Source organism: Flavobacterium solisilvae (assembly GCF_012911605.1).
Classification (GTDB): Bacteria; Bacteroidota; Bacteroidia; order Flavobacteriales; family Flavobacteriaceae; genus Flavobacterium; species Flavobacterium solisilvae.
Genome location: NZ_JAAMPT010000209.1, coordinates 218931 through 242113 on the forward strand (window position 1 = coordinate 218931; position 23183 = coordinate 242113).

At 32.4% G+C, this 23183-nt stretch carries 19 protein-coding genes; 10 read left to right on the forward strand and 9 right to left on the reverse strand.

From position 1 onward, the window contains the following. Positions 1 to 6: 6 nt before the first annotated feature. From G6042_RS14210 to G6042_RS13350, 3 genes are all read right to left on the reverse strand, one after another. On the reverse strand, positions 7 to 231 hold the full coding sequence (locus G6042_RS14210; RefSeq protein WP_211161689.1) for an SRPBCC family protein: 225 nt from the start codon (positions 229 to 231) through the stop codon (positions 7 to 9). A 181-nt stretch (positions 232 to 412) separates the two neighbouring features. Continuing rightward, a complete protein-coding gene (locus tag G6042_RS13345) occupies positions 413 to 895 on the reverse strand; it encodes a hypothetical protein (protein WP_169524940.1) in 483 nt (160 codons plus the stop codon). Continuing rightward, the gene (locus G6042_RS13350) at positions 888 to 1370 is read right to left on the reverse strand and encodes a hypothetical protein (protein WP_169524941.1); all 483 of its coding nucleotides are present in this window, start codon (positions 1368 to 1370) and stop codon (positions 888 to 890) included. Before G6042_RS13350 ends, G6042_RS13345 begins: the two co-directional genes overlap by 8 nt. Before the next feature lie 179 nt (positions 1371 to 1549). Here G6042_RS13350 and G6042_RS13355 point away from each other — a divergent pair, with 179 nt between their 5' ends. Both G6042_RS13355 and G6042_RS13360 read left to right on the forward strand, forming a co-directional pair. After that, positions 1550 to 2608 (forward strand): carboxypeptidase-like regulatory domain-containing protein, encoded by a 1059-nt coding sequence (locus tag G6042_RS13355; protein WP_169524942.1) that lies wholly within the window; start codon positions 1550 to 1552, stop codon positions 2606 to 2608. 228 nt (positions 2609 to 2836) lie between these two features. Beyond that, positions 2837 to 4015, forward strand: coding sequence for an AIR synthase related protein (locus G6042_RS13360; RefSeq protein ID WP_169524943.1), 1179 nt, complete (start codon positions 2837 to 2839; stop codon positions 4013 to 4015). A gap of 8 nt (positions 4016 to 4023) precedes the next feature. Here the strand turns inward: G6042_RS13360 and G6042_RS13365 are convergent, their stop codons facing one another. Both G6042_RS13365 and G6042_RS13370 read right to left on the reverse strand, forming a co-directional pair. Beyond that, complete coding sequence (locus G6042_RS13365) at positions 4024 to 4404, reverse strand: RidA family protein (protein WP_169524944.1); 381 nt, start codon at positions 4402 to 4404, stop codon at positions 4024 to 4026. A 10-nt stretch (positions 4405 to 4414) separates the two neighbouring features. Beyond that, positions 4415 to 7084, reverse strand: coding sequence for a putative LPS assembly protein LptD (locus G6042_RS13370; protein WP_211161690.1), 2670 nt, complete (start codon positions 7082 to 7084; stop codon positions 4415 to 4417). Between the two features lie 167 nt (positions 7085 to 7251). Here G6042_RS13370 and G6042_RS13375 point away from each other — a divergent pair, with 167 nt between their 5' ends. From G6042_RS13375 to G6042_RS13410, 8 genes are all read left to right on the forward strand, one after another. Beyond that, positions 7252 to 8316 (forward strand): N-acetylmuramoyl-L-alanine amidase, encoded by a 1065-nt coding sequence (locus G6042_RS13375; RefSeq protein WP_169524945.1) that lies wholly within the window; start codon positions 7252 to 7254, stop codon positions 8314 to 8316. Positions 8317 to 8336: 20 nt separating this feature from the next. Further along, on the forward strand, positions 8337 to 9491 hold the full coding sequence (locus G6042_RS13380; protein WP_169524946.1) for an N-acetylmuramoyl-L-alanine amidase: 1155 nt from the start codon (positions 8337 to 8339) through the stop codon (positions 9489 to 9491). Between the two features lie 50 nt (positions 9492 to 9541). After that, complete coding sequence (locus G6042_RS13385; protein WP_169524947.1) at positions 9542 to 10492, forward strand: MlaD family protein; 951 nt, start codon at positions 9542 to 9544, stop codon at positions 10490 to 10492. A gap of 15 nt (positions 10493 to 10507) precedes the next feature. After that, entirely contained in the window at positions 10508 to 11815 is a 1308-nt protein-coding gene (locus tag G6042_RS13390) for a (Fe-S)-binding protein (protein ID WP_169524948.1), read from the forward strand. An 80-nt stretch (positions 11816 to 11895) separates the two neighbouring features. Next, positions 11896 to 12342, forward strand: a complete 447-nt coding sequence (locus tag G6042_RS13395; RefSeq protein ID WP_169524949.1) for an LNS2 domain-containing protein — start codon at positions 11896 to 11898, stop codon at positions 12340 to 12342. 64 nt (positions 12343 to 12406) lie between these two features. Beyond that, positions 12407 to 13198 (forward strand): (Fe-S)-binding protein, encoded by a 792-nt coding sequence (locus tag G6042_RS13400; protein ID WP_169524950.1) that lies wholly within the window; start codon positions 12407 to 12409, stop codon positions 13196 to 13198. Positions 13199 to 13274: 76 nt separating this feature from the next. Next, positions 13275 to 13757, forward strand: a complete 483-nt coding sequence (locus tag G6042_RS13405) for an ABC transporter ATPase (protein ID WP_169524951.1) — start codon at positions 13275 to 13277, stop codon at positions 13755 to 13757. Positions 13758 to 13767: 10 nt separating this feature from the next. Next, positions 13768 to 16776 carry a glycoside hydrolase family 3 N-terminal domain-containing protein gene (locus tag G6042_RS13410; RefSeq protein ID WP_169524952.1) on the forward strand — a complete coding sequence of 1003 codons (3009 nt, stop codon included), beginning with the start codon at positions 13768 to 13770 and terminating at the stop codon, positions 16774 to 16776. A gap of 32 nt (positions 16777 to 16808) precedes the next feature. Here G6042_RS13410 and G6042_RS13415 read toward each other — a convergent pair whose 3' ends face one another. The 4 genes from G6042_RS13415 to clpB form a co-directional block, all read right to left on the reverse strand. Continuing rightward, entirely contained in the window at positions 16809 to 17150 is a 342-nt protein-coding gene (locus tag G6042_RS13415) for a DUF4870 domain-containing protein (RefSeq protein WP_211161691.1), read from the reverse strand. A 242-nt stretch (positions 17151 to 17392) separates the two neighbouring features. After that, entirely contained in the window at positions 17393 to 18031 is a 639-nt protein-coding gene (locus G6042_RS13420; RefSeq protein WP_169524953.1) for a response regulator transcription factor, read from the reverse strand. A 24-nt stretch (positions 18032 to 18055) separates the two neighbouring features. After that, complete coding sequence (locus G6042_RS13425; RefSeq protein ID WP_169524954.1) at positions 18056 to 19783, reverse strand: sensor histidine kinase; 1728 nt, start codon at positions 19781 to 19783, stop codon at positions 18056 to 18058. Between the two features lie 739 nt (positions 19784 to 20522). Then, on the reverse strand, positions 20523 to 23111 hold the full coding sequence (gene clpB, locus G6042_RS13430; protein ID WP_169524955.1) for an ATP-dependent chaperone ClpB: 2589 nt from the start codon (positions 23109 to 23111) through the stop codon (positions 20523 to 20525). Positions 23112 to 23183 lie beyond the last annotated feature (72 nt).

Genomic DNA, 23183 nt, shown 5'->3' on the forward strand with positions numbered 1-23183 from the left:
AAACTTCTATTGCACGGTTTTATTAGGATTTAAAACGGTAACTTCCATTTCCATGCTGCCTAATTCTTCTCCGTTGAGCGTATTAAATCGAACACAAATCGTTTTCCCAATTTCGGATGTTCCCGTTGTATCATTTGTCCACCAATTTGAAATTCCATCCGTTGTGGCTAATGCTTCATAAACTTTTTGTACAGAAGATTGTATGCCTATTCTCTGATTGATATTTGCCATTTTTGAATGGATTAGTTTTAATTATTTGTGTATTCGAAGATACAAAAAGTTGAAAATCAGTTGCGTTTTTTGTCTTCAAAAACCAACCTCTTTTAAATTGATTTGAAATAGGTGTTTTTTTGGAATTATTTTGAAAAAAAGGAAGTTGTGTAACGGTTACGTGTGTTGGCGGATCGGCAAATTAGTCAGTTAGATTTGCAAATGGTCTTTTTCCATATTCCTTTTTAAACAATTCGATGTGGTCTTTTTCGACTTTTCTTGGTTCTTCTTTATCTAATATTTTCCAACAAATTAATAATTCTTGCGAGTTTTCAATTTGCCAAATATATCTTCCGCCCCAATGACCAACTTTTTTACCAAGACCAAAGTTTAAATATTGTTTTAATCTCGATTGTAATGTTGCGCTACCGTCAAGACTTCCAGCTTTTCCGATGTAAATAATTTCAGTATTTTCTATCCAATTTTGTTCTAATTCTAGAATGCTTACGTTTGGATTTTTGTCTTTAAAAAAACCACCTGTTCCAATGTTAAGAAATCTTTGTTTTCCTCTTTTTAAGTTTAAAACATAATAAATTCCCATGCTTTTCGGAATTACTGATGAGTTTCTTTGAAGTTCTTCAATAGTTAAAAAACCTTGAAAACCTAATTTTTTGTATTTATCCATTTTTTAAAAACTTTTTGTCTTCATTATGAAATAAACTGTTTTTTAAAATCAAATATTTGTTTCCGTCCAAATCTTCAATTTTTTGTTCTTCAATATTTTCAAAATTATTTTCTTTATAGAAATTAAGTTCATCTACAAGTTCTTCAATTCTTTCTTCAAAATTTTCTAATAAAGAACCAAATAAAACTAAATCATTTTCTTGATTGTCGTCTTGACAAAAATACAAATTCAGAGTTGGTATTGTAAAAGTTTCAATATCACTTTTTAAAATTTCTAACCAATTTTTAATATTTCCATCTTCTTTTTCTTTGCTAAAAATGTCTAAATAAGAATTGTATCTTTCAATCGCTTCGCTTCTTGATAAAAATGGGTTTTTATTTTTAAAAATTAGTTCAACTTCTCTTTCATTTTTTTCATTTTCCAAAACTTCAAAATATGAAATGATTATTTTGTAAAAAGGTGTTGATGTTCTCATTAATGTTTTTTTATTACGATTTTCCACTATTGTCTGCAACATGTTCTATTTATAAATAATCACAAGTACTTACAAACCTTTATTAGTACTTACAATCGTAAATATATAAAATAAATTATCAAACCAATATATTAGAAAAACAAATAGTAGTATCTTTCAAAAAAATTAAAACCATCACTTTGAAAAAATATTTTTTGCTGTTTTGCTTCTTTTTTGCCAATATAACTTTGGCTCAAGCCATTAAAGGTCGAGTTTTTGACGAAACGAATAAACCACTTTTTGGAGCTACAATTTTTCTTGACGGAACGTCTATTTCCACCATTTCTAATGAAGAAGGTTTTTTTCAACTTCCTGTAATTGCACGAATTAATACCAATTTAGTTGTAAGTTATGTTGGTTATCAATCGGTTAGTATTGCTTCTTATAACGATACAACGGAACTAAAAATTACGTTGCAACCTTCAATCAATTCCTTGAAAGAAGTTGTTATTAAAAAAGAACGATTTACCCGAAAAGAAATGCTAAAGCTTTTTAGAGAGCAATTTCTAGGTGAAACCAAAGCCGGAAAAAAAGCAATTATTCTTAACGAAAATGACTTAGATTTTGAATATGACGAAAATTATAAAGTATTCAAAGCTTCGTCTGACAAACCGTTGATTATCCAAAATCCAGTTTTTGGATATGAAGTTACTTATGAAATCAGTGATTTTATTGTTCAGTTTCATTCATTAAGCATAAAATCAGAAGATGTGCATAAAATATTGTTCACAGGTGTTTCTCGTTTTAAAGAAACATCTAATTCTAAAGAGGTTGTAAAGGAACGAATGAAATCCTATCGCGGTTCGGTTTTACACTTTTTTAGAAGTTTGGTTAGCGATAAAATGGTTGAAAACGATTTTATGTTGGTAAAAAGTAAAAAGATAGCAGCCGTAAAAGATAATTTTAAGCTCAAAGATAATTTAGGTTTGATAGAGGTGAAGTTAAACGATATGCCAATGAAAGTGGTTTCAAAAAATGCTTTGGTTGACGAAAAATTTTATGCTCATTATCAAATTTCTTTTCAAAAAAGTAGAACATCGGCAGTTACTTTTTTGACACAAGTTTTTAATGTAGATCAATTTGGAATTCACTCTAATGTTGCCGATATTCTTTTTGCTGGCGACATGAGTGATAAACGTGTAGGCGATTTGTTACCAACCAATTATGGAATTGAAGGAACAAAGGTTTTGGATGAATAGTGGTTTTTGTTTCACAAAGAAATGAAGTCGAATTTTGATTAATTTTATTGTGATGTAACTAGATAAAACGAAGTTTTTTGGTATTCTTCTTTAAGCAACACAAACTATGTTTTTATGTGTTTTAAAAATTAAAAAATTAGTTTATGTAACCAAAGAATACCAATTTCACATTGCCAAATTGATACAATACAACTATATTTGCACCACAACAACACACAACACTACAAAATGAGTTCTGATAACAGTCAACGCTACAGTCAGCGCGGTGTTTCAGCTTCTAAAGAAGATGTACACAATGCTATAAAAAACATCGATAAAGGTTTATTTCCTAAAGCTTTTTGTAAAATTGTTCCCGATTATTTAACCAATGATGAAGATTATTGCTTGATTATGCATGCTGATGGTGCCGGAACAAAATCGTCTTTGGCGTATATGTATTGGAAAGAAACTGGCGATATTTCGGTTTGGAAAGGCATTGCTCAAGATGCGTTAATTATGAATATTGACGATTTACTTTGCGTTGGTGCAACCGATAATATTTTACTTTCATCAACTATCGGAAGAAATAAAAATCTAATTCCAGCTGAAGTTATTTCTGCAATTATCAACGGAACAGAAGAATTGATCACCGAACTTAAAAACTTTGGTGTAACCATTCATTCTACTGGTGGCGAAACTGCCGATGTTGGTGATTTAGTTCGAACAATTATTGTAGATTCAACGGTTACGGCTCGAATGAAACGCAGCGATGTAATTGATAATGCTAATATTCAAGCTGGAGATGTTATCGTTGGTTTGGCTTCTTTTGGTCAGGCAAAATATGAAAAAAGTTACAATGGCGGAATGGGAAGCAACGGATTGACTTCGGCGCGACATGATGTTTTTAGTAACGAATTAGCTCAAAAATTTCCAGAAAGTTTTGATGCTTCGGTTCCAGCTGATTTAGTCTATTCTGGAAATATAAAATTAACCGATGCTGTTGAAAATTCGCCAATCGATGCTGGAAAATTAGTGCTTTCGCCAACGCGAACTTATGCGCCAATTATCAAATCGATTTTAGATAAATATACTTCAAACGAAATTCACGGAATGGTTCATTGTTCTGGCGGAGCGCAAACGAAAGTCTTGCATTTTGTTGACAATGTTCATGTAATTAAGGATAATTTATTTCCAATTCCACCTTTGTTTAAACTAATACAAGAACAATCAAAAACCGATTGGAAAGAAATGTATCAAGTATTCAATTGTGGTCATCGAATGGAATTATATGTACCAAAAGCTATTGCTGATGATATTATTGCAATCTCAAAATCATTTGGTGTTGAGGCACAAATTGTTGGTAGAGTAGAAGCTTCTGCAAACAAAAAACTCACTATCGAAAGTGAGTTTGGTGTTTTTGAATATTAATTTTTAGCTTATTTTACAGCAATCATAGAGATTTCTACGTTGACATTTTTTGGCAAACAAGCTACTTGAACCGTTTCACGCGCTGGAGCGGTTTTTTCGTCAAAATAACTTCCATAAACCGAATTGATGCGAGCAAAATCGCCCATATTCATAATGAAAATAGTTGTTTTAATTACGTTGTCAAAAGTCATATCAGCAGCTTCAAGAACGGCTTTCATATTTTCCATTACTTGCTTGGTTTCAGTTTCAATATCATCTAGAATTAGTTCCATTGTTTCAGGATGCAATGCTATTTGACCTGACGTATAAAGTGTGTCGTTTACTAAAACCGCTTGGTTGTATGGTCCGATTGGCGCTGGAGCTTTTTCGGTAAAAATGATTTTTTTCATAATTGTAATTTTATCTTAAAGAACGATCTGGTAAACTACGTTTATCCCATTTGATATCGCTTAACACACCTGATTTTATCCCGATGAAAAATCCCCAGTTGGCATTAGTACCAAAAGGAACCCAATTGAAATCCATTCGCCAACTCAATAAATCACGTTCAAATCGTAATTGAGTATAGGTAACACCTTGTTGAACAAAGTCGTAACCTGTTGAAACCCCAATTTTCCATTTAGGCGTTAAATCGGTGTTCATAGAAACCATCAAGGAGTTTCCGGTAATCTTTTTTTCTCGCCTGTTGTTAGAATACGTTATAGAATAAGCAAAATTCATATCCCAAGGCAATTTATATTTAAAAAATTCTGAAGGTTTGCTTTCGCTTTCATCATCTTCACCAAACTGACTTTTGCGCCGATCACTTAAATCGGCATTGGTGCCAAATAAATCATCTTCTCGACCACCATTTCTTTTTCCAGCAGTATTTTCGTTTTCTTTGCCTTCTAATTCACTACTAGAAAAAGCATAGTTTATAGTCATATTTGCACTTGTCATTCTAAACAAACTTCCGCCGTTGTCAATATTCCAAGTATTTATTCTTTGTCCTGAATTGTTGATAGCATAAGGATCAAGCGTTGCCGCAAAGTTTACATTCATCTTTTGTTTGAACAATTGCGTTCCACCGCTAACTCTCATTGGTGCCCAACGAAGCGAGTCGGCTGTGATATCATAACTCGTTGAAAAGTTAAGATTGTTCAACAGCATGATTTTCTTTGGTTCGGTTTTAGTCGAGTCTCTATCGGTAACTTTAGCTTCAAAAGTATTATTCAAATAGAATGACATAATGTTGGACATTTTTTTTCCTGGTGCGCCAAAAATTCCACCATCAAATCGAGTGTAATCTTTAATCATTGTTCCGCTTCCATCAGAATCATAAGTGTCGTAATATCTTTCAAAACTTGGCGTATAACTGTAGCTTACGTTTGGTCGCATTACGTGGCGAATGGCTTGAATTCTTTTACCTTCTTTAAAATTGAAAGTTCCATAAATTGTGGTTCCAATTCCCGAAGAGAAATTATAGGTTCTAAACGCATCAAAGCCTTGAACTTCGGTATCGACTACTTTATTTTGGAAATCATTGTAACTTCTTCTGATGGTTTTAAAATACCAAACTTCATTATAGTTTACCGCTGCCGATGCACTAAAATGCTTGAAGATTTTGAAGTTGGTACTCAACGGAATGCTGTGTTGAAAACCCATTTTTGCATCTCTAAACATTTCGGGTTTAAAGAAAATAGAATCGTTAGTATTGATTCGGTTTTCGCCTCTTAAATTATACTGGAAGTTAATGTTTTTTATGATACCTTTTTTAATTCCATCGCCTTTTGCAAAAGGAAATATACGATCAACACTAGCTTGAAGCGTTGGTAAAGTCATGTTAATTGCTCCAGTATTAGTGTTTTGAGAATGTGTTGCCGTCAACGACATGTTGACTTGTGGAACAGTATTGAATGTCTTCGAATAGGAAACCGATGAACTCAAGGTGTTGTTCAATTCAGAACCAGCATTGATTTGGTTCAACGATTGCCTAAAATAAGTGCTACTTCCCAAGTTTACCGAAGCCGAAAATCTAGAATTTGGATTGGATTTTGCGTCTTTTGAATGCGACCATTGAATATTGTAGATTTTATTCAATGAATAATCAGGGAAACCTCTTTCGCCATTAACTAAATTTTCAAAACGAACATTAACGTTACCATTGAATTTATATTTTTTTCCATAACTCGATTGGAATCTAAAACCATAACTTCCGTTAGTGTAATAATCTCCTAAAATGGCTAAATCATAATAATCACTCAGCGCAAAATAATAACCACCATTTTGAAGCGAAAAGCCTCTTAGATTGCTATCATTATAGGTTGGCATAATGATACCCGAACGGCTTTTATCTGTTATTGGAAAAAAAGCAAAAGGCAAAGCAATAGGAGTAGGAACATCAGCAATAACCATATTGGTCATTCCAACGACCACTTTTTTACCTGGAACCATTTTTACTTTGTTTGTATAAAAATAATATTCAGGATTGTCGATGTCTTTGGAAGTCGTAAAACGCGCACCTTTCATAAAATAAACCGAGTCGTTTTCTTTTTTGGTGATGGCAGCTTTTACTTTAAATTCGCCTTGATCAGTTCTTGAATTCCAAACGATAGCTTTTTTTGTCTTAAAATTAAATCGAATAGAATCGGGTTCAACAACATTTGTACCTTGTTTAAAAACGGGAAGTTGGGTATATTTTCCAGTTGAATCTTTTATTCTTCCGGCATAAACTTCATTTTTTTGATAATCAATAACAATAATTCCAGCTTTTAGCTCAATATCGTCATAGTAAACTTCGGCTTGATTGTACAGTGTAATGAGTTTCTTTTTTTGGTCAATTTTTTCATAATCAACCGCTTTACGTTTCACTTTATGTTCTAGTAAAGGTTTTTTCTTGTTTACTTTATTTGTATCGATGTCGACTTTTGCAATTTCTTCAGTAGCTATTTTTTTTTCTTCGGTTGTAGTTGTTTGATTTTTAGGAGGAAACGATTCGGTAGGTTTTTTTCCGTCTTGCGCAAATGTTAGAGTATTCCCAAATGTTAGGAAGATTGTTAAAAAAACGATATAAAATAAGTTTCTTTGCAAAGGTTTAATACTATTTTTGTAGATATATGGCTCGATTTTTGACGTGGCAAACTTAATGATAATTTCCGGTCAAAAATAAAGAAATATTGTATTTATAACCTTTAGGTTTTAATTAAAATTAACTTTTAGTATTTATGATTTTTAAATCGAAAATAAAACCTCTGATAATGACACTTTTATTTGCAGGTGTTTTTACTGTTTTTGGTCAGTCAAAAAACGACAAGTTTATTGTGGTTTTGGATGCTGGTCATGGCGGAAAAGATCCTGGAAATTCCTATCACGGTTTTGTTGAAAAGGAAATTGCATTAAAAACTACCTTGTTGGTTGGTGAATTATTAGAAAAAGAAAAAGGATTTGAAGTTATTTACACCAGAAAGTCTGATACTTTTATTGAGTTGAGTAATCGTCCAAAAGTTGCCAATAAAGCTAAAGCTGATTTATTTGTTTCCATTCACTGCAATTCAGTTAGTAATCATGGACCAGAAGGAACAGAAACTTTTGTGATGGGTTTGGATAGAAGTGATATGAATCTTGAAGTTGCAAAAAAAGAAAACTCCGTAATTTTATTGGAAGATGATTATAAACAAACTTACAAAGGTTTTGATCCCAAAAAGCCCGAAAGTATGATTGGAAGAGTTATTGCTCAAGAAGAAAATCTATACAATAGTATTAATTTGGCTTCCACAATTCAAGATAATTTCACGTTTAATCTAAACAGAAAATCAAGAGGTGTAAAGCAGCAACCTTTGTGGGTTTTAGATGCAGCAGTTATGCCAGGCGTTTTAATCGAGTTAGGATTTTTGTCTAACAAAGCTGAAGGCGAATTTTTAAATTCAAGTGAAGGACAAAATAAAATGGCAAAACAAATTGCCCAAGCCATAATCAAGTATAAAAAGGAATATTTCAACGAAACTTTTTTAGAAGAAAAACCATTGGTTACAGAAAAAAGTAAAAATCAAAATACAGAACAAGTTGTTTCAATAGCTGAAAATAGTGCAAATAATCAAGGATTGTATCGAGTACAATTGTTTGCCACTTCAAAAAAGAGAAATGTGAATTCATCTGATTTTAAAGGGTTGAAAAACATCTCATTTACGTTTGAAAATAATCTTTACAAGTATTATTATGGTAATACTTCAAATGCCGATGAGGTAAAAAAAATGTGTCAAGAAGCAAAAGATAATGGCTTTTCGGATGCGTTTATCGTTACTTTTGCAGAAGGGAAAATTTAAGTTTTTAATAGATTGAAAAAATGAAAGGATTAAAACAAGTTGTAGTTGCAATAACATTACTAATTTCGAGTTTAACGTTTGGTCAAGCTAAATTCAAAGTAGCGTTAGATGCTGGACATGGTGACCATGATTTTGGTGCAGTTTATCACGGACATATTGAAAAAAATATCGCTTTGGCAGTTGTGCTTAAAGTAGGTAAGATTTTAGAAAAAAATTCAGGAATAGAAGTAATTTACACGAGAAAAAACGATGTTTTTGTTGATTTGATTGAACGTGCTAATATTGCTAATCGTGCCGATGCTAATATTTTTGTGTCAATTCACTGTAATGCTAATAAAAACACCGAAGCTTCGGGTTGTGAAACCTATGTAATGGGTATGTCCAAAAATGCTTCCAACCTTGAAGCAGCACGAAAAGAGAATAAAGTTGTGCTTTTAGAAAAAGATTACGAGCAAAAATATAAAGGTTTTGATCCAAAATCACCAGAAACTTTGATTGGATTAACCATGATGCAAGAAGAATTTCTTGATAATAGTATTGCATTGGCAGGAACGATTCAAAGAGAATTTATTGATATAGGTAAAAAAAGTCGCGGTGTAAAACAAGCGCCATTTATGGTTTTGCATAAAGCGTATATGCCAAGAGTTTTGATTGAAATGGGGTTTATTTCTAATCCAAAAGAAGGCGCAATTCTAGACTCGGAAGAAGGTCAAAACGAAATCGCTCAATCTATAGCTAACGCAATCATAGCCTATAAAAAAGAAAATTACGGTGCAAATGATAGTGATAATATTGTAAAACCTTCACAAAAAGTAGAAGAAGTAAAAGTAGTTGAAACACCAGTTCAAAAACCAACAACGACACCAACTGAAGTTAAAAAACCGGAAACTAAACCAGAAGTGAAGCCAGAAGTAACTTCGGGTGTTGTTTTTAAAGTACAATTGTCAGCAAGTAGTAAAAAACTAGATTTAGTTCCAAGTAATTTCAACGGATTGAGCAATATTTCAATGTCATCTGAAGGAACATTATACAAATATATGTATGGTCAAACATCAAGTTATGACGAAGCCAAACGATTGATGCAAGAAGCTAGAGGAAAAGGTTACACATCGGCATTTGTTATTGCATTTAAAGATGGTAAAAAAGTAACGGTTCAAGAAGCTTTAAAACAATAATTCTCCATCGTTTTAATATTTTATTTTAACTTTGCAAAAAACCTTACACATTGAAAATCACTAGAGAAATTAAGACCGCAGTACTTGTTATAGCTTCCATTTTACTATTTATTTGGGGTTATAGTTTTTTAAAAGGAAAAGATTTATTGTCTGATTATCAAACGTTTTATGTTAAATATGACAATGTAGAAGGTTTGATCAATTCGGCACCAGTAACCATCAACGGATTGGTTGTAGGTAAAGTACATTCGATAAAACTGAATAAAGATTGGACTTCGCTAGTTGAATTACAAATCAATGGCGATTATCAAATTACAAAAAACAGTGTGGCCGAGTTGTATTCTCCTGGACCAATTGGTGGAAAGCAAATTAGTATTATTCCAAATACAAAAACTACTGAATTTGCTGTTTCGGGCGATTATTTAGGTTCATCTAGTAAGTTAGGTTTAACCGAGGAAGTATCCAATCAAATTAAACCTATCAAAGATAAATTAGACAAAGTTCTTGAAAACGCCAATACAATGTTGGTAAACATCAATCAAGTTTTGGATGATAAAACCAAGCAAAATTTGAGAAGTAGTTTAGAAAACCTAAATGCAACTTTGGCTGAATTTAAAGAAGTTTCAAAATCGGCTAACGAAATGTTGGCAGATAATAAAGGTAAAATAAGCGCAACAATGACTAATGTTGAAAAAGTATCGGCTAACTTTAGTAAAGTTTCCGATTCTATTGCGAAAGCTAATATTGGTCAAACGGTTAAAAATCTGGAGAAAACATTGGCTAATGTAGATAAATTAATGGCTGATATTCAATCAGGAAAAGGAACTTTAGGTAAATTAGCCAAAGACGAAACGATGTATAATAATTTTGCCAAAACTTCAAAGGAATTGGAATTATTGCTGCAAGATTTGCGTTTAAATCCAACACGATATGTGAATGTTTCGCTTTTTGGAAAGAAAAACAAACCCTATAAAGCGCCAGTTTCGGATACAATTAAATAATAAAAACCAAAGATTATGATATATATTGACAATATACTTTTTGCCATAATTTTAACGATTGGAGTTGGTTTTTTTGTAAAAAATGTAAAAAAACTAATCCGAAATATCAAGCTCGGACAAGATGTAAATCGAACTGACAATTCCTCTGAACGATGGAAAAACATGGCGATGATTGCATTAGGTCAATCCAAAATGGTAAAAAGACCAGTTTCAGGGTTTTTACATATTATAGTATATGTAGGTTTTGTAATTATCAATCTTGAAGTTTTAGAAATCATTATCGATGGATTATTTGGAACGCACAGAGTGTTCAAAGAATTAGGAGTTGTTTATGGAGTTTTAATCGGTTCGTTCGAAATATTGGCGGTTTTAGTTTTGATAGCTGTTTTTGCTTTTTGGATTAGAAGAAATATCATCAAACTGAAACGTTTCACTAGTTCAGAATTAAAAGGAAAACCTAAAAAAGATGCTAATATCATTCTGTATTTTGAAGTGATTTTGATGTCTTTGTTTCTGATAATGAATGCTACAGATATTTATTTCCAACAAGCCAATTCTGGAAATATAATTTCTCAATACATTTCACCATTGTTTAGTTCGTTATCACTATTTGAAATTCAAGTGGTAGAAAGAACGGCTTGGTGGTTACATATCGTTGGGATTTTAGTTTTTTTGAACTATTTGTATTATTCAAAGCATTTACACATACTTTTAGCGTTTCCAAACACCTTTTTCGCTGATTTGAACGCCAAAGGGAAATTTGACAATCTAGAAAGTGTAACTAAAGAAGTAAAACTAATGATGGACCCAAACGCCGATCCATTTGCAGCACAACCTGTTGATGAAAATGCAGTTCCAAGTAAATTTGGTGCTTCTGATGTTCAGGATTTGAATTGGGTTCAGTTGTTAAATGCCTATACTTGTACCGAATGTGGACGATGTACATCATCATGTCCTGCAAATCAAACAGGTAAAAAACTTTCGCCACGAAAAATCATGATGGATACACGTGATAGAATGGAAGAAGTTGGAAGAAATATCGATGCCAATAAAGGTGTTTTTGTTCAAGATAATAAATCATTACTAAACGATTACATCACACCAGAAGAACTATGGGCATGTACATCGTGTAACGCTTGTGTTGAAGAATGTCCAGTCAGTATCAGTCCGTTATCTATTATTATGGACATGAGAAGATATTTAGTAATGGAGCAAAGTGCTGCACCACAATCGTTGAATGCAATGATGACCAATATTGAAAATAACGGCGCGCCATGGCAATACAACCAAATGGACAGATTAAACTGGAAAGACGAAAATTAATTATAAACTAGATAAATTCTCATAATTGTGAGGCTTGAGGATTTGTCAAATGAATTTGAAAACACTTAAAAAGTAAAAAAATGAAAGCGGAAGACATTGAAAAAAACTTGCAAAGCATCACAGAAAACGGACAACATTTAAGTCCAATTTTACCTGAAGGAATTAAAAATTACTTAATCGATATTGATGGAACAATCTGTGACGATATTCCAAACGAAGAACCAGAAAGAATGTTAACTGCCGAAGTGTATCCAGATGCATTAGTTACCTTAAACAAATGGTATGATGAAGGTCATATTATATTTTTCTTCACATCAAGAACTGAAGCGCACAGAGAATACACCGAACGTTGGTTAAAACAACACGGTTTTAAATATCATGGAATGGTAATGGGAAAACCACGTGGCGGAAACTACCATTGGATTGATAATCATTTGGTAAAAGCAACCCGTTACAGAGGAAAATTTACCGATTTAGTAGAAAAAGAAGTAACCATTCAGGTGTTTGACGACGAACATCATGAATAATATTGTTTTTGTGTTTAAGCTATTTTAAACTCATAAACTTCATAAACTCATAAACATTTAAAAGATGTCAGAAGTAATAAACGTGCCAACAATGGCAGAAATGTTAGCGCAAGGAAAGCAACCTGAAGTGTTATTTTGGGTTGGATGTGCAGGAAGTTTTGACGATAGAGCAAAAAAAATTACCAAAGCATTTGTTAAGATTTTAAATCGTGCCAATGTTGAATTTGCTGTTCTTGGAACCGAAGAAAGCTGTACAGGTGATCCAGCTAAAAGAGCAGGAAATGAATTTCTGTTCCAAATGCAAGCGATGATGAACATTGAGGTTTTGAACGCTTATGAAGCCAAAAAAATCGTTACCGCTTGTCCGCATTGTTTTAATACTCTGAAAAATGAATATCCAGAATTGGGTGGAAAATATGAAGTAATTCATCACACTGAGTTTTTGAAATCACTTTTAGATACCGGAAGATTGACCATTGAAGGTGGACAATTTAAAGGAAAACGAATTACGTTTCACGATCCTTGCTATTTAGGAAGAGCAAATAATATTTATGAAGCACCAAGAGATTTAATTCAAAAATTGGATGCCGAATTAGTAGAAATGAAACGTTCAAAAGCTAATGGTTTATGTTGTGGTGCTGGCGGTGCGCAAATGTTCAAAGATGCTGAACCTGGAAACAAAGAAGTAAACATCGAAAGAACCGAAGATGCATTAGATGTAAAACCCGAAATCATTGCTGCAGGTTGTCCGTTTTGCAACACGATGATGACCGATGGTGTTAAAGCCAAGGAAAAAGAAGCTGATGTGAAGGTTATGGATATTGCTGAACTTATTGCAAATGCACAGGATTTATAAGTCTAATATAAAATATTAAATATTAAATATTTCGATATCTGAAGTTTAATATCTAATATCTAAAATTTAATATAATATGTTTATCCCATTTGATAATTTACCCGAAGAATCAAGAATTTGGATTTACCAATCCAATCGCAAATTTTCTGATGAAGAAATAGCCGAAATCGAGAATGATTTAAAATCGTTTATAGAAAATTGGGCAGCACACGGAACAAGTCTTGAAGCTTCTTATTTATTAAAATACAATCGATTTATAATACTTGCCGTTAATCAAGAAGTACAACAAGCAACTGGTTGTTCTATTGATAGTTCAGTAGCTTTTATTCAAGGTTTAGAGCAAAAATACAATGTCGATTTGCTTGATAAAATGAATGTTACGTTCAAAAATGGTGAACATATTGCTCATAAATCATTAATAGATTTCAAACGAATGGCAAAAGAAAAAGCCGTTACAGCCAATACGATTGTTTTTAATAATTTGGTCAATACTATCGAAGAGTTCAACGAAAACTGGGAAGTTCCAGCAGGAGAAAGTTGGCATAGTCGTTTCTTTTAATATTTTTTTCATGAAGATTTTTTGGTTTAGAATAAGTTTGTTCTTGGCTTTGCTATTTTTGGTAACGAATTGTTCGTCAACCAAAAAAACACCTCATGCAACAAAATCTGTAACGCTTGGAAATGCTGCTATTGCTGAAGAGGAAGAAATTTATATACCACATTTAAAATCAGAAAGAAAGAACTTTTTTCCTGATACTGATGCTGAAACTCGATGGGTTGATAGTATTTACAATCAACTATCTTTTGAAGAAAAAGTAGGGCAACTTTTTATGGTTGCCGCTTATTCTAACAAAGATGCTGCGCATATTGCCGAAGTTGAAAAACTAGTAAGCGAATACAAAGTTGGCGGATTAATCTTTTTTCAAGGTGGACCAAATCGTCAAGCCAAGTTAACTAATCGTTATCAAGCCAAAGCCAAAGTTCCATTATTTATTGGGATTGATGCCGAATGGGGTTTGTCCATGCGATTAGATTCTACTTATCGTTATCCGTTTAACATGACTTTGGGTGCAATTCAAGATTTAAAATTGATTGAAAAAGTAGGTGAGAACATGGCTAAAGAATCAAAGCGAATGGGAATCCATTTCAATTTTGCGCCAGTTTTAGACATCAATACTAATCCTAAAAATCCAATTATTGGTTTCCGTTCTTTCGGAGAAAATAAAGTAAATGTTACCGAAAAAGCTATTGCTTTGATGCAAGGTGTTCAAAGTCAAGGTGTGTTTTCTACTGGAAAACATTTTCCTGGTCATGGCGATACAGCAACCGATTCACATTATACTTTGCCAGTTGTAACTGCTACCAAAGAGCATTTGGACAAAGTCGAATTGTATCCATATAAACGAATGATTGACGAAGGATTGGTTTCAGTAATGGTTGCTCATTTGAATGTTCCAAGTATTGAATTCCGTGATGGACATCCAAGTTCGTTGTCTTATAATGTTATTACCAATTTGTTGAAACAAGAAATGGGTTTCGATGGATTGATTTTTACCGATGCCTTGAATATGAAAGCCGCAAGTAACTTCAAAAAGCCAGGTGAAATAGATTTAGAAGCATTATTGGCTGGAAATGACGTATTGCTTTTTGCCGAAAATGTTCCCGTTGCGGTGGAGAAAATTTGCATGGCATATCAAGATAGTTTGCTTTCAGAAGAACGATTGGCTTATTCGGTTAAAAAGATTTTACGATATAAATTTAAAGCAGGTTTAAATAATTATAAACCAATTGATTTAGCTAATTTATCTAAAGATTTGAATACAGTTTCTAAAGATGCATTGCAATATGAATTATATGAAAATATCGTTACGGTTTTAAAGAATGAACACGAAATTGTTCCAATTGAAAAGCTTGACCAAAAAATTGCCTATGTAAAAATGGGCGATGATACGAATACAACTTTTGTAAATACTTTAAAAAAATATACCGAAGTAACCGAAGTTTCAGATACTAATATTGATAGTTTAAAGAAGCAATTAAAAGGTTATGACAAAGTAATTATTGGTTTTCATAAATCAGATAGAGCATGGAAAAAACATGATTTTACCGAAACCGAATTGCTTTGGATACAAGAAATAGCAAAACAAAACAAAGTAATTTTGGATGTTTTCACACGACCTTATTCATTGCTTCAGATTACCAATTTTGATGAAATTGAAAACGTAATTGTTTCCTATCAAAATAACGATGTTTCTCAGGAAATTTCGGCACAAATTATTTTTGGAGCTTTAAGCGCAAAAGGGAAATTACCTGTTTCTATCAACAATTTTTTCAAAGTAGAAGATGGTTTAGAGACTTCAAAAATCAATCGTCTTGGATTTTCTTTCCCAGAAAATGTTGGAATGAGTTCGGAAAAATTAGCTCAAATTGATAAAATTGCTCAAAAAGCGATTGATGGAAAAATGGCACCAGGAATGCAAGTTTTAGTCGCTCGAAAAGGGAAAGTTGTCTATCAAAAATCGTTTGGATATCAAACTTATGACAAGCAAACCAAAGTGAATAATGATGATTTGTATGATGTTGCTTCGTTGACTAAAATGATTGCTACATTGCCTAATGTTATGCAGCAATTTGATAAAGGAAAAGTGACTTTAGAAACTACTTTGGGCGACATGGTTCATCAATTTAGAAAATCCAATAAAAGCGAAATTACTTTTAAAGAACTGTTGTCGCATTATGGAAGATTACAAGCTTGGATACCGTTTTACAAAACAACTTTGGATGCTAAAAATCAACCTTTAGAAAAATATTATAGAAAAACCTATACCGAAGGATTTACAAAACAAGTAGCGGAAAATTTATACATTAGAGACGATTATCAAGATACTATTATGAAAAAAATAGTGGAAAGTAATTTAATCGATAAAAAAGAATACAAATACAGCGATTTTACTTTTATTATTTTAAAGAAATATTTGGAGAAAACTAGCGGAAAATCTTTGGATGAACTAACGTATAAAAACTTCTACAAAACACTTGGAATGAATAATACAATGTACAATCCGTTGTTGAAGTTTGATTGTGGTAAAATTGCTCCAACCGAAGTGGATACCTATTTCCGTAACACGTTTTTACAAGGTTACGTTCACGATATGGAAGCCGCAATGGAAGGCGGAATTGGCGGTCATGCTGGAATTTTTTCAAATGCAATGGATGTTGCCAAAATGATGCAACTTTTTCTTCAAAAAGGAAATTATGGTGGAATAACTTATTTTTCTCCCGAAACATTTGACGCTTTTAACACTTGTTATTATTGTGCTGAAGGAAATCGTCGCGGACTTGGATTTGATAAACCTCAGTTAGAAAAATCAGGACCAACCTGTGGATGTGTTTCTAAATCTAGTTTTGGACACACTGGTTTCACTGGAACAATGGCTTGGGCTGATCCAGAAACTGAAATTGTGTATGTTTTCCTTTCTAACAGAACGTTTCCAGATAGCAATGCTTCAAACAAACTTTCTAAAGAAAACATTCGAGAAGATATTCAAAAAATTATTCAGGAAGCTATTATAAAATAGTAAAAGAAACTCTAAGGAAACTTAGAGTTTTTTTATTCAATAAAACGGAATTTATCTTCAAACAATGAACCTATGATTGGAAGAGGAAGTCTTACACCATACAATGCACTAGTAATTCCGGCTATCCATAAAATAAAGAGTAACATATTGTTTAACACAATAGCCAAGCTTATCGGATAGTTAAAAAAAAGTTCAATTAAAATGATTACTAAATTGGTTATAATTGATAGGATACCCAAGCCTAATGATTGTTCTAAATGAAATTTAATTAAAGAAGATTTGTTCTTTTTCTTATAATTAAAATAGGCTATAACCCAGCCAATAATAGTAATGTAGCTTAAAATAGTTATTGTTTTTTTTCTCAAGGATTTCATTGAAAATAGTATTCTTTTAAGTAGTAATAATTGTAACTAAATTTCGTCTGAAATAAAATCCGCAAAAAACCTATTGTCATCTTGCTGTTCAACAACTTGAAGAACAATAGGATTTTGGGATTACCACAAATTATGAACACCAAAAATAAGGAACATAAATGTAAGATGTTGTAGAATTATAATTACTTCATGTAGAATTATTTCTATAAAAAAAAGCAACCTTTGTGGTTGCTTTGTAGGCATTAGCTGTAAAGATTGAAGAAATCAATTAAATCGGCTAGATTATCTATTTCTAATTTTTCAAATATTCGGTTTTTAAAGGTGCTAACAGTAGATTTTTTGATATTAAGCATTTCGGCTATTTCTAAATTTCCAAAACCTTTTATCAATAATCGAGCTACTTCAACTTCGCGGTTTGATAATTGTTCGAGCGGATTTATTGGTTTTTTTGAAATGTAGGAATCTAAAATTCTGTCTTTAATATTTTGAGTAATGTATTTTCCCGTAACCATCATGCTTTTTAGTGCTTGTTTCATTTCGTCTTCGTTACTTCCTTTGTTTAAATATCCTGAAGCTCCAGCATTCAAATAACGCAAGGCATAGATATCTTCATCCAATGCGGAGAAAATTAGAATCTTCATATCAGGTTGCATTGCTTTTGCTTCCGTCATGATGCTTAAACTATTTCCGTCGGGAAAATTGATGTCAAGAATTAGTAAATCAATTTTGTTTTCGGATGCAATTTTTAAAGTTTCTTTAAAGCTTCCAGCGTGAAAGATTTTGACATTGAAAAATAGTTCCTTGATAAGTAATGAAACACCTTGTCTAACGATACTATGATCGTCAGCAATTAAAAAACTGTACTGTTGATTAGGTTTCATAAAATAATTGTTTGATAATTGGTTTTAGGTTCGAGGCAGAATTAAATGAAAATCTACTTTTGTGCCTTGATTTTTTTGACTGTCAATAGAAATTTCTCCTTCTAACAATTCGACTATTTCTTTGCATAAGTTAAGTCCTAAACCAACGCCAAGAAGTTGGGTTGATGACGTTTCTCCTTGATAATAGGCATCAAAGATTTTAACTAAATCTTCTTTGTCTATACCAATTCCATTGTCTCTAATGATTACGTCAAGTTTTAGCTCGAAATCAGATAGTAATGTTTGATTGATATTTACTTCTATTGTGCCTTTATTGGTAAATTTATTTGCGTTTCCTATAATGTTATAGAAAAGTTGGTGAATTTTGGCAACATCAGAATAAACCTCTTCGTTGCTTTCCATGTTTGTTTTTAGGTTTAGTTTGTTATCATGGCTTTCAACCAATGATTTCATTGCAAATAAAATTTGTTCAATTTCAGATTTTAGGTAAAAGTTTTTGCTTTTTACAGTTAGTTTTTTCTCTTCGTCTTTTGAGTATTCTAATATTTGATTGGATAATAACAGCAATGAATTGGTAGTGAATTGTACCGATTTTAAACTTTCTTTAATATCTTCATCTTTTATCGACTGACTAATTTTGTTACTATAAAGTGAAATGATCCTTAAAGGAGAACGAATTTCATGGCTAATCATTCCCATAATTCGGTTTTTGAAGCTTAAATTTCGACTTATTTTTTCTTTGGCTTCGGTTAATCTTTTTTCATATTCAAAAGAAAGCTGTGTTAGTCCAAAAAGCAGTATCGAAATAATAAACATCAATAAAATTAAAGCTATTACAGCATAACTTCTGATGGCTTTGTTAGTTTTTAATTGTTGTTTTAGGTTTTCTTGATTATCAAATTTGAATTTATCTGCAGCAGTAGTAAAATTGGGTAGAGTAGTTTGAGCTAAAAGCAACAGTTGGTTGTTGTAATCCATCAATTGCATGTCTTTTGCTTTTAATCCTAAGAAAGATGCATTAAGTTTTTCAAACTCTTTTTTATAATAATAATTGGTTATTTGAAAAAGGCGTTTCATTTGTTCTTCAACAGTTCCTGTTTGCACTTTGTCCAAAAACTTCATGGTTATTACTGTATTTGAATGTTCTTTTTGAACTTCAACTTTTCCAGAAAATGCGGCTACAATTCTTCCCATAAATCCTTTTTTGGCAACACTATCAACAGAAATGAATGTGTTTGTTTTTACGCTGTCTAGGATTTTATTGTATTTGAAAGGATTGAAAATGATTGGTGATTCTAATTCGTTAAAATTAGATTTTGTTTGGAAATTCAAGATAGAATCAATTGCAGTATTGATTTTAAGAATACTGTTTTCGGTATTTTGTTTTTTGTTCCAAATGACGTTGAATTCATCGTTCTTTTTGGTATCTATTTCCAATCGATCGATAGCCGATTTAGTATCGCTGATGGATTTTAGATAATTGACGAACGATTCTTTGTTTTTTGTTTTAATATAATTATTAAAATGTTTTTGGGATTCAATAATTGCTGAAGTAACATTACTAGATTGTTGTGCAATTTGATTTGAAAATTTTGTATTTTCAATATTTTGCTCCACTTTTCCTTCATTAATAGTTTCGTTGTACCAAACTATAATAGCAATAATCTGTAGAGCAATTATACAAGCGATTAAACCATAATTAATTCTTTTACGGTTTTTAAAGTTTAGATTTTTTAAAAAAAATGTTTTCAATAGAGTTTAATTTAGAGCTACTTATTTTTGGCTTAGACTACGTTTTTGATTAAATAAAAATTATCGGTATTAAACTATTCCTATATGTTTGTAGAAAGAATATTTGCTGTTTTTTTCTTAAAATTTTTTGTTAGCTATTGTTTTTTGTAGGTTTTTGTTAAAAATTAAAGTTTTGGACTACAAAAATAATTGATATTGCTTCAAAATATTATACAAAAATACACTACAACGGTCTCTTTTTTTGTAATACATTTTTTATGCCTATGTAGAATTTATTCTACATGAAAAATTAATATAAAATATCTTTGAATTATTATTTATTATTAAATTTTAAGTAATTAATTTGAAATGAAAATTATTTATCTGATTGATTTTTAGTAAAATGTATTTTAGTGATTAATATTTATACAATTACAATAAGTTTGGTAAGAACGAACAAGATATTCAACTGTAACATTTTTTTACTTTCAATATTTATTTCAGTAATGGTTTATTGGTTATTGATTTAGCATAATTTTTAACTTTGGATTGACGCATTTTATACTTGTTTAGAGTTTATTTCTAATGATAAGGCTAAGTTTTCAATTGTCGTTATCTCAAATTTAATGAATTTATTGGAAGGGTAGTATTTTTTAGACTAAAATTTTCGGGTAATTATGACATTTTTTTTAAGTTTTAAATAAAAAAAACCGATTACATTAATTAATCGGTTTTTTAGGACTAGTCATATTGTTTTAGGTTATTGGTTTCTAAAAACCAGTTTTCCATCAAAACTGTCTAGCAGTACAATGCTTTCGGTTTTAATATTGCCAGATAATATTTCTTTACTCAACTGGTTTAAAACTTCTCTTTGAATAACACGTTTTACTGGGCGCGCACCAAACTCAGGATCATAGCCTTTTTGTGCCAAATAATCGATAGCTTCCGGAGTAGCATCCATAGTAATGTTTTGATGTGCTAGCATTTTTATAACGCTCTTTAATTGCAAGCCAACAATCTGCTTGATATTGGCAGCGGTTAATGGAGTAAACATTACTATTTCGTCAATTCTATTGATAAACTCTGGACGAACCGTTTGCTTTAATAAACCTAATACTTCTACTTTTGCGGCTTCGGTTGCGGCTTCGATACTTCCATTGAGGTTTTCAAACTTTTCTTGTATGATATGACTTCCCATATTGGAGGTCATGATGACAATGGTGTTTTTAAAATCGGCCAAACGACCTTTGTTGTCCGTCAATCGTCCTTCGTCTAGTACTTGGAGCAAGATGTTGAAGGTATCAGGATGGGCTTTTTCAATTTCATCAAGCAAGATAACCGAATAAGGTTTTCTACGAACGGCTTCGGTCAACTGTCCGCCTTCGTCATAGCCTACATATCCCGGAGGTGCACCAACCAATCGACTTACAGAATGACGTTCTTGGTATTCGCTCATGTCAATTCTAGTCATTGCATTTTCATCGTCAAATAAATATTCGGCTAACGCTTTGGCTAATTCGGTTTTACCAACTCCTGTAGTTCCAAGGAAAAGAAACGTACCAATAGGTTTTTTCATGTCTTGTAAACCGGCACGACTTCTGCGAACGGCGTCACTAATTGCCTGAATTGCTTCTTCTTGACCAACAACTCTTTGGTGTAACTCGTCTTCCAAATTTAAAAGTTTCTCTCTTTCGCCTTGAAGCATTTTGGTTACCGGAACACCTGTCCATTTGGCAACGACTTCAGCAATGTCTTCACGAGTTACTTCTTCTTTAATCAATGAATTTCCGGCTTGATTTTCTGCCAATTGCTTTTGAAGGTTATCAAGACGTTCTTGAGCTTCTTTGATTTTTCCATAACGAATTTCAGCAACTTTTCCATAATCACCATCGCGTTCTGCACGTTCGGCTTCTATTTTATAGTCTTCGATTTCTTGTTTCACATTTTGAATGTTATCAACAACATCTTTCTCTGACTTCCATTTGGTGAAAATTTCGTTACGTTCTTCTTTCAAATTAGCTAAATCCAAACCTAAACCTTTCAATTTGGTTTCGTCATTTTCACGTTTAATAGCTTCAATTTCGATTTCCAATTGCATAATTTTTCTATCCAAAACATCCAACTCTTCGGGTTTTGAATTAATTTCCATGCGTAATTTAGAAGCCGCTTCGTCCATCAAATCAATAGCTTTATCAGGTAAAAAACGATTGGTAATATAACGTTGTGATAATTCCACAGAAGCTATAATGGCATCATCTTTAATTCTAACTTTGTGGTGCGTTTCATATTTTTCCTTGATACCACGCAAAATCGAAATGGCACTTTCGGTATCAGGTTCATCAACAATTACTTTTTGGAAACGTCTTTCAAGTGCTTTGTCTTTTTCAAAATATTTTTGATATTCATCCAAAGTCGTTGCGCCAATAGCACGCAGTTCACCACGAGCCAATGCCGGTTTTAAGATGTTAGCGGCATCCATTGCGCCTTCGCCACCGCCAGCACCAACCAATGTGTGGATTTCGTCAATGAAAAGCACGATATCGCCTTCGGCAGAAGTTACTTCTTTTACGACAGCTTTTAGTCGTTCTTCAAATTCTCCTTTGTATTTGGCTCCGGCAATCAATGCTCCCATATCGAGTGAATACACGATTTTGTCTTTTAGATTTTCCGGAACGTCGCCGTCAACAATTCGGTGTGCTAAACCTTCGGCAATAGCGGTTTTACCTACGCCAGGTTCGCCGACCAACATTGGATTGTTTTTGGTACGTCGTGTTAAGATTTGCAACACACGACGAATTTCTTCATCGCGGCCAATAACCGGATCAAGTTTACCGCTTTTGGCTAATTCATTCAGGTTTTTAGCATATTTATTCAAAGAATTATAAGTTTCTTCGGCAGAGGCAGAGGTTACACGTTCGCCTTTACGGATTTCGTCAATGGCGGCTTGTAGTGCTTTTTCGGTCACGCCTTGGTCTTTCAATATTTGAGCAACTTTGCTTTTTGATTTGAAAATGGCTAAAAGTAAATGTTCGATAGAAACGAACTCGTCGTTCATTTTTTTAGCGATGATTTCAGCTTCGTTTACGGTTGTTCCAGCCTCACGAGAAAGCATAATATCGCCACCAGACACTTTTGGAAAACTTTGAATGGTGCTGTCTAAAATCTTTTTGAAAAGCTCGACATTGACGTTGAGTTTTTTCAGAATAAAAGGTGTAACATTTTCATCCACTTCAAGAATTCCTTTGAACAGGTGTTCGTTCTCGATGTGTTGATTTTCATTAGCTTGTGCAAGTTGTTGAGCTTGTTGCAACGCTTCTTGCGATTTGATTGTGAATTTATTAATGTTCATTTTTTTTGTTTTGTTGTTATTGTATACTGTATTGTTGTAATTAATTTTTGAATTTGACTTTTGAAATTGAAA

Excerpts from the sequence above, each read along its gene's own strand:
- G6042_RS14210 (WP_211161689.1), bottom strand. The coding sequence starts at position 231 with ATGGCAAATATCAATCAGAGAATAGGCATACAATCTTCTGTACAAAAA.
- G6042_RS13345 (WP_169524940.1), bottom strand. The coding sequence starts at position 895 with ATGGATAAATACAAAAAATTAGGTTTTCAAGGTTTTTTAACTATTGAA.
- G6042_RS13350 (WP_169524941.1), bottom strand. The coding sequence starts at position 1,370 with ATGAGAACATCAACACCTTTTTACAAAATAATCATTTCATATTTTGAA.
- G6042_RS13360 (WP_169524943.1), top strand. The coding sequence starts at position 2,837 with ATGAGTTCTGATAACAGTCAACGCTACAGTCAGCGCGGTGTTTCAGCT.
- G6042_RS13365 (WP_169524944.1), bottom strand. The coding sequence starts at position 4,404 with ATGAAAAAAATCATTTTTACCGAAAAAGCTCCAGCGCCAATCGGACCA.
- G6042_RS13375 (WP_169524945.1), top strand. The coding sequence starts at position 7,252 with ATGACACTTTTATTTGCAGGTGTTTTTACTGTTTTTGGTCAGTCAAAA.
- G6042_RS13380 (WP_169524946.1), top strand. The coding sequence starts at position 8,337 with ATGAAAGGATTAAAACAAGTTGTAGTTGCAATAACATTACTAATTTCG.
- G6042_RS13390 (WP_169524948.1), top strand. The coding sequence starts at position 10,508 with ATGATATATATTGACAATATACTTTTTGCCATAATTTTAACGATTGGA.
- G6042_RS13395 (WP_169524949.1), top strand. The coding sequence starts at position 11,896 with ATGAAAGCGGAAGACATTGAAAAAAACTTGCAAAGCATCACAGAAAAC.
- G6042_RS13400 (WP_169524950.1), top strand. The coding sequence starts at position 12,407 with ATGTCAGAAGTAATAAACGTGCCAACAATGGCAGAAATGTTAGCGCAA.
- G6042_RS13405 (WP_169524951.1), top strand. The coding sequence starts at position 13,275 with ATGTTTATCCCATTTGATAATTTACCCGAAGAATCAAGAATTTGGATT.
- G6042_RS13410 (WP_169524952.1), top strand. The coding sequence starts at position 13,768 with ATGAAGATTTTTTGGTTTAGAATAAGTTTGTTCTTGGCTTTGCTATTT.
- G6042_RS13415 (WP_211161691.1), bottom strand. The coding sequence starts at position 17,150 with ATGAAATCCTTGAGAAAAAAAACAATAACTATTTTAAGCTACATTACT.
- G6042_RS13420 (WP_169524953.1), bottom strand. The coding sequence starts at position 18,031 with ATGAAACCTAATCAACAGTACAGTTTTTTAATTGCTGACGATCATAGT.
- clpB (WP_169524955.1), bottom strand. The coding sequence starts at position 23,111 with ATGAACATTAATAAATTCACAATCAAATCGCAAGAAGCGTTGCAACAA.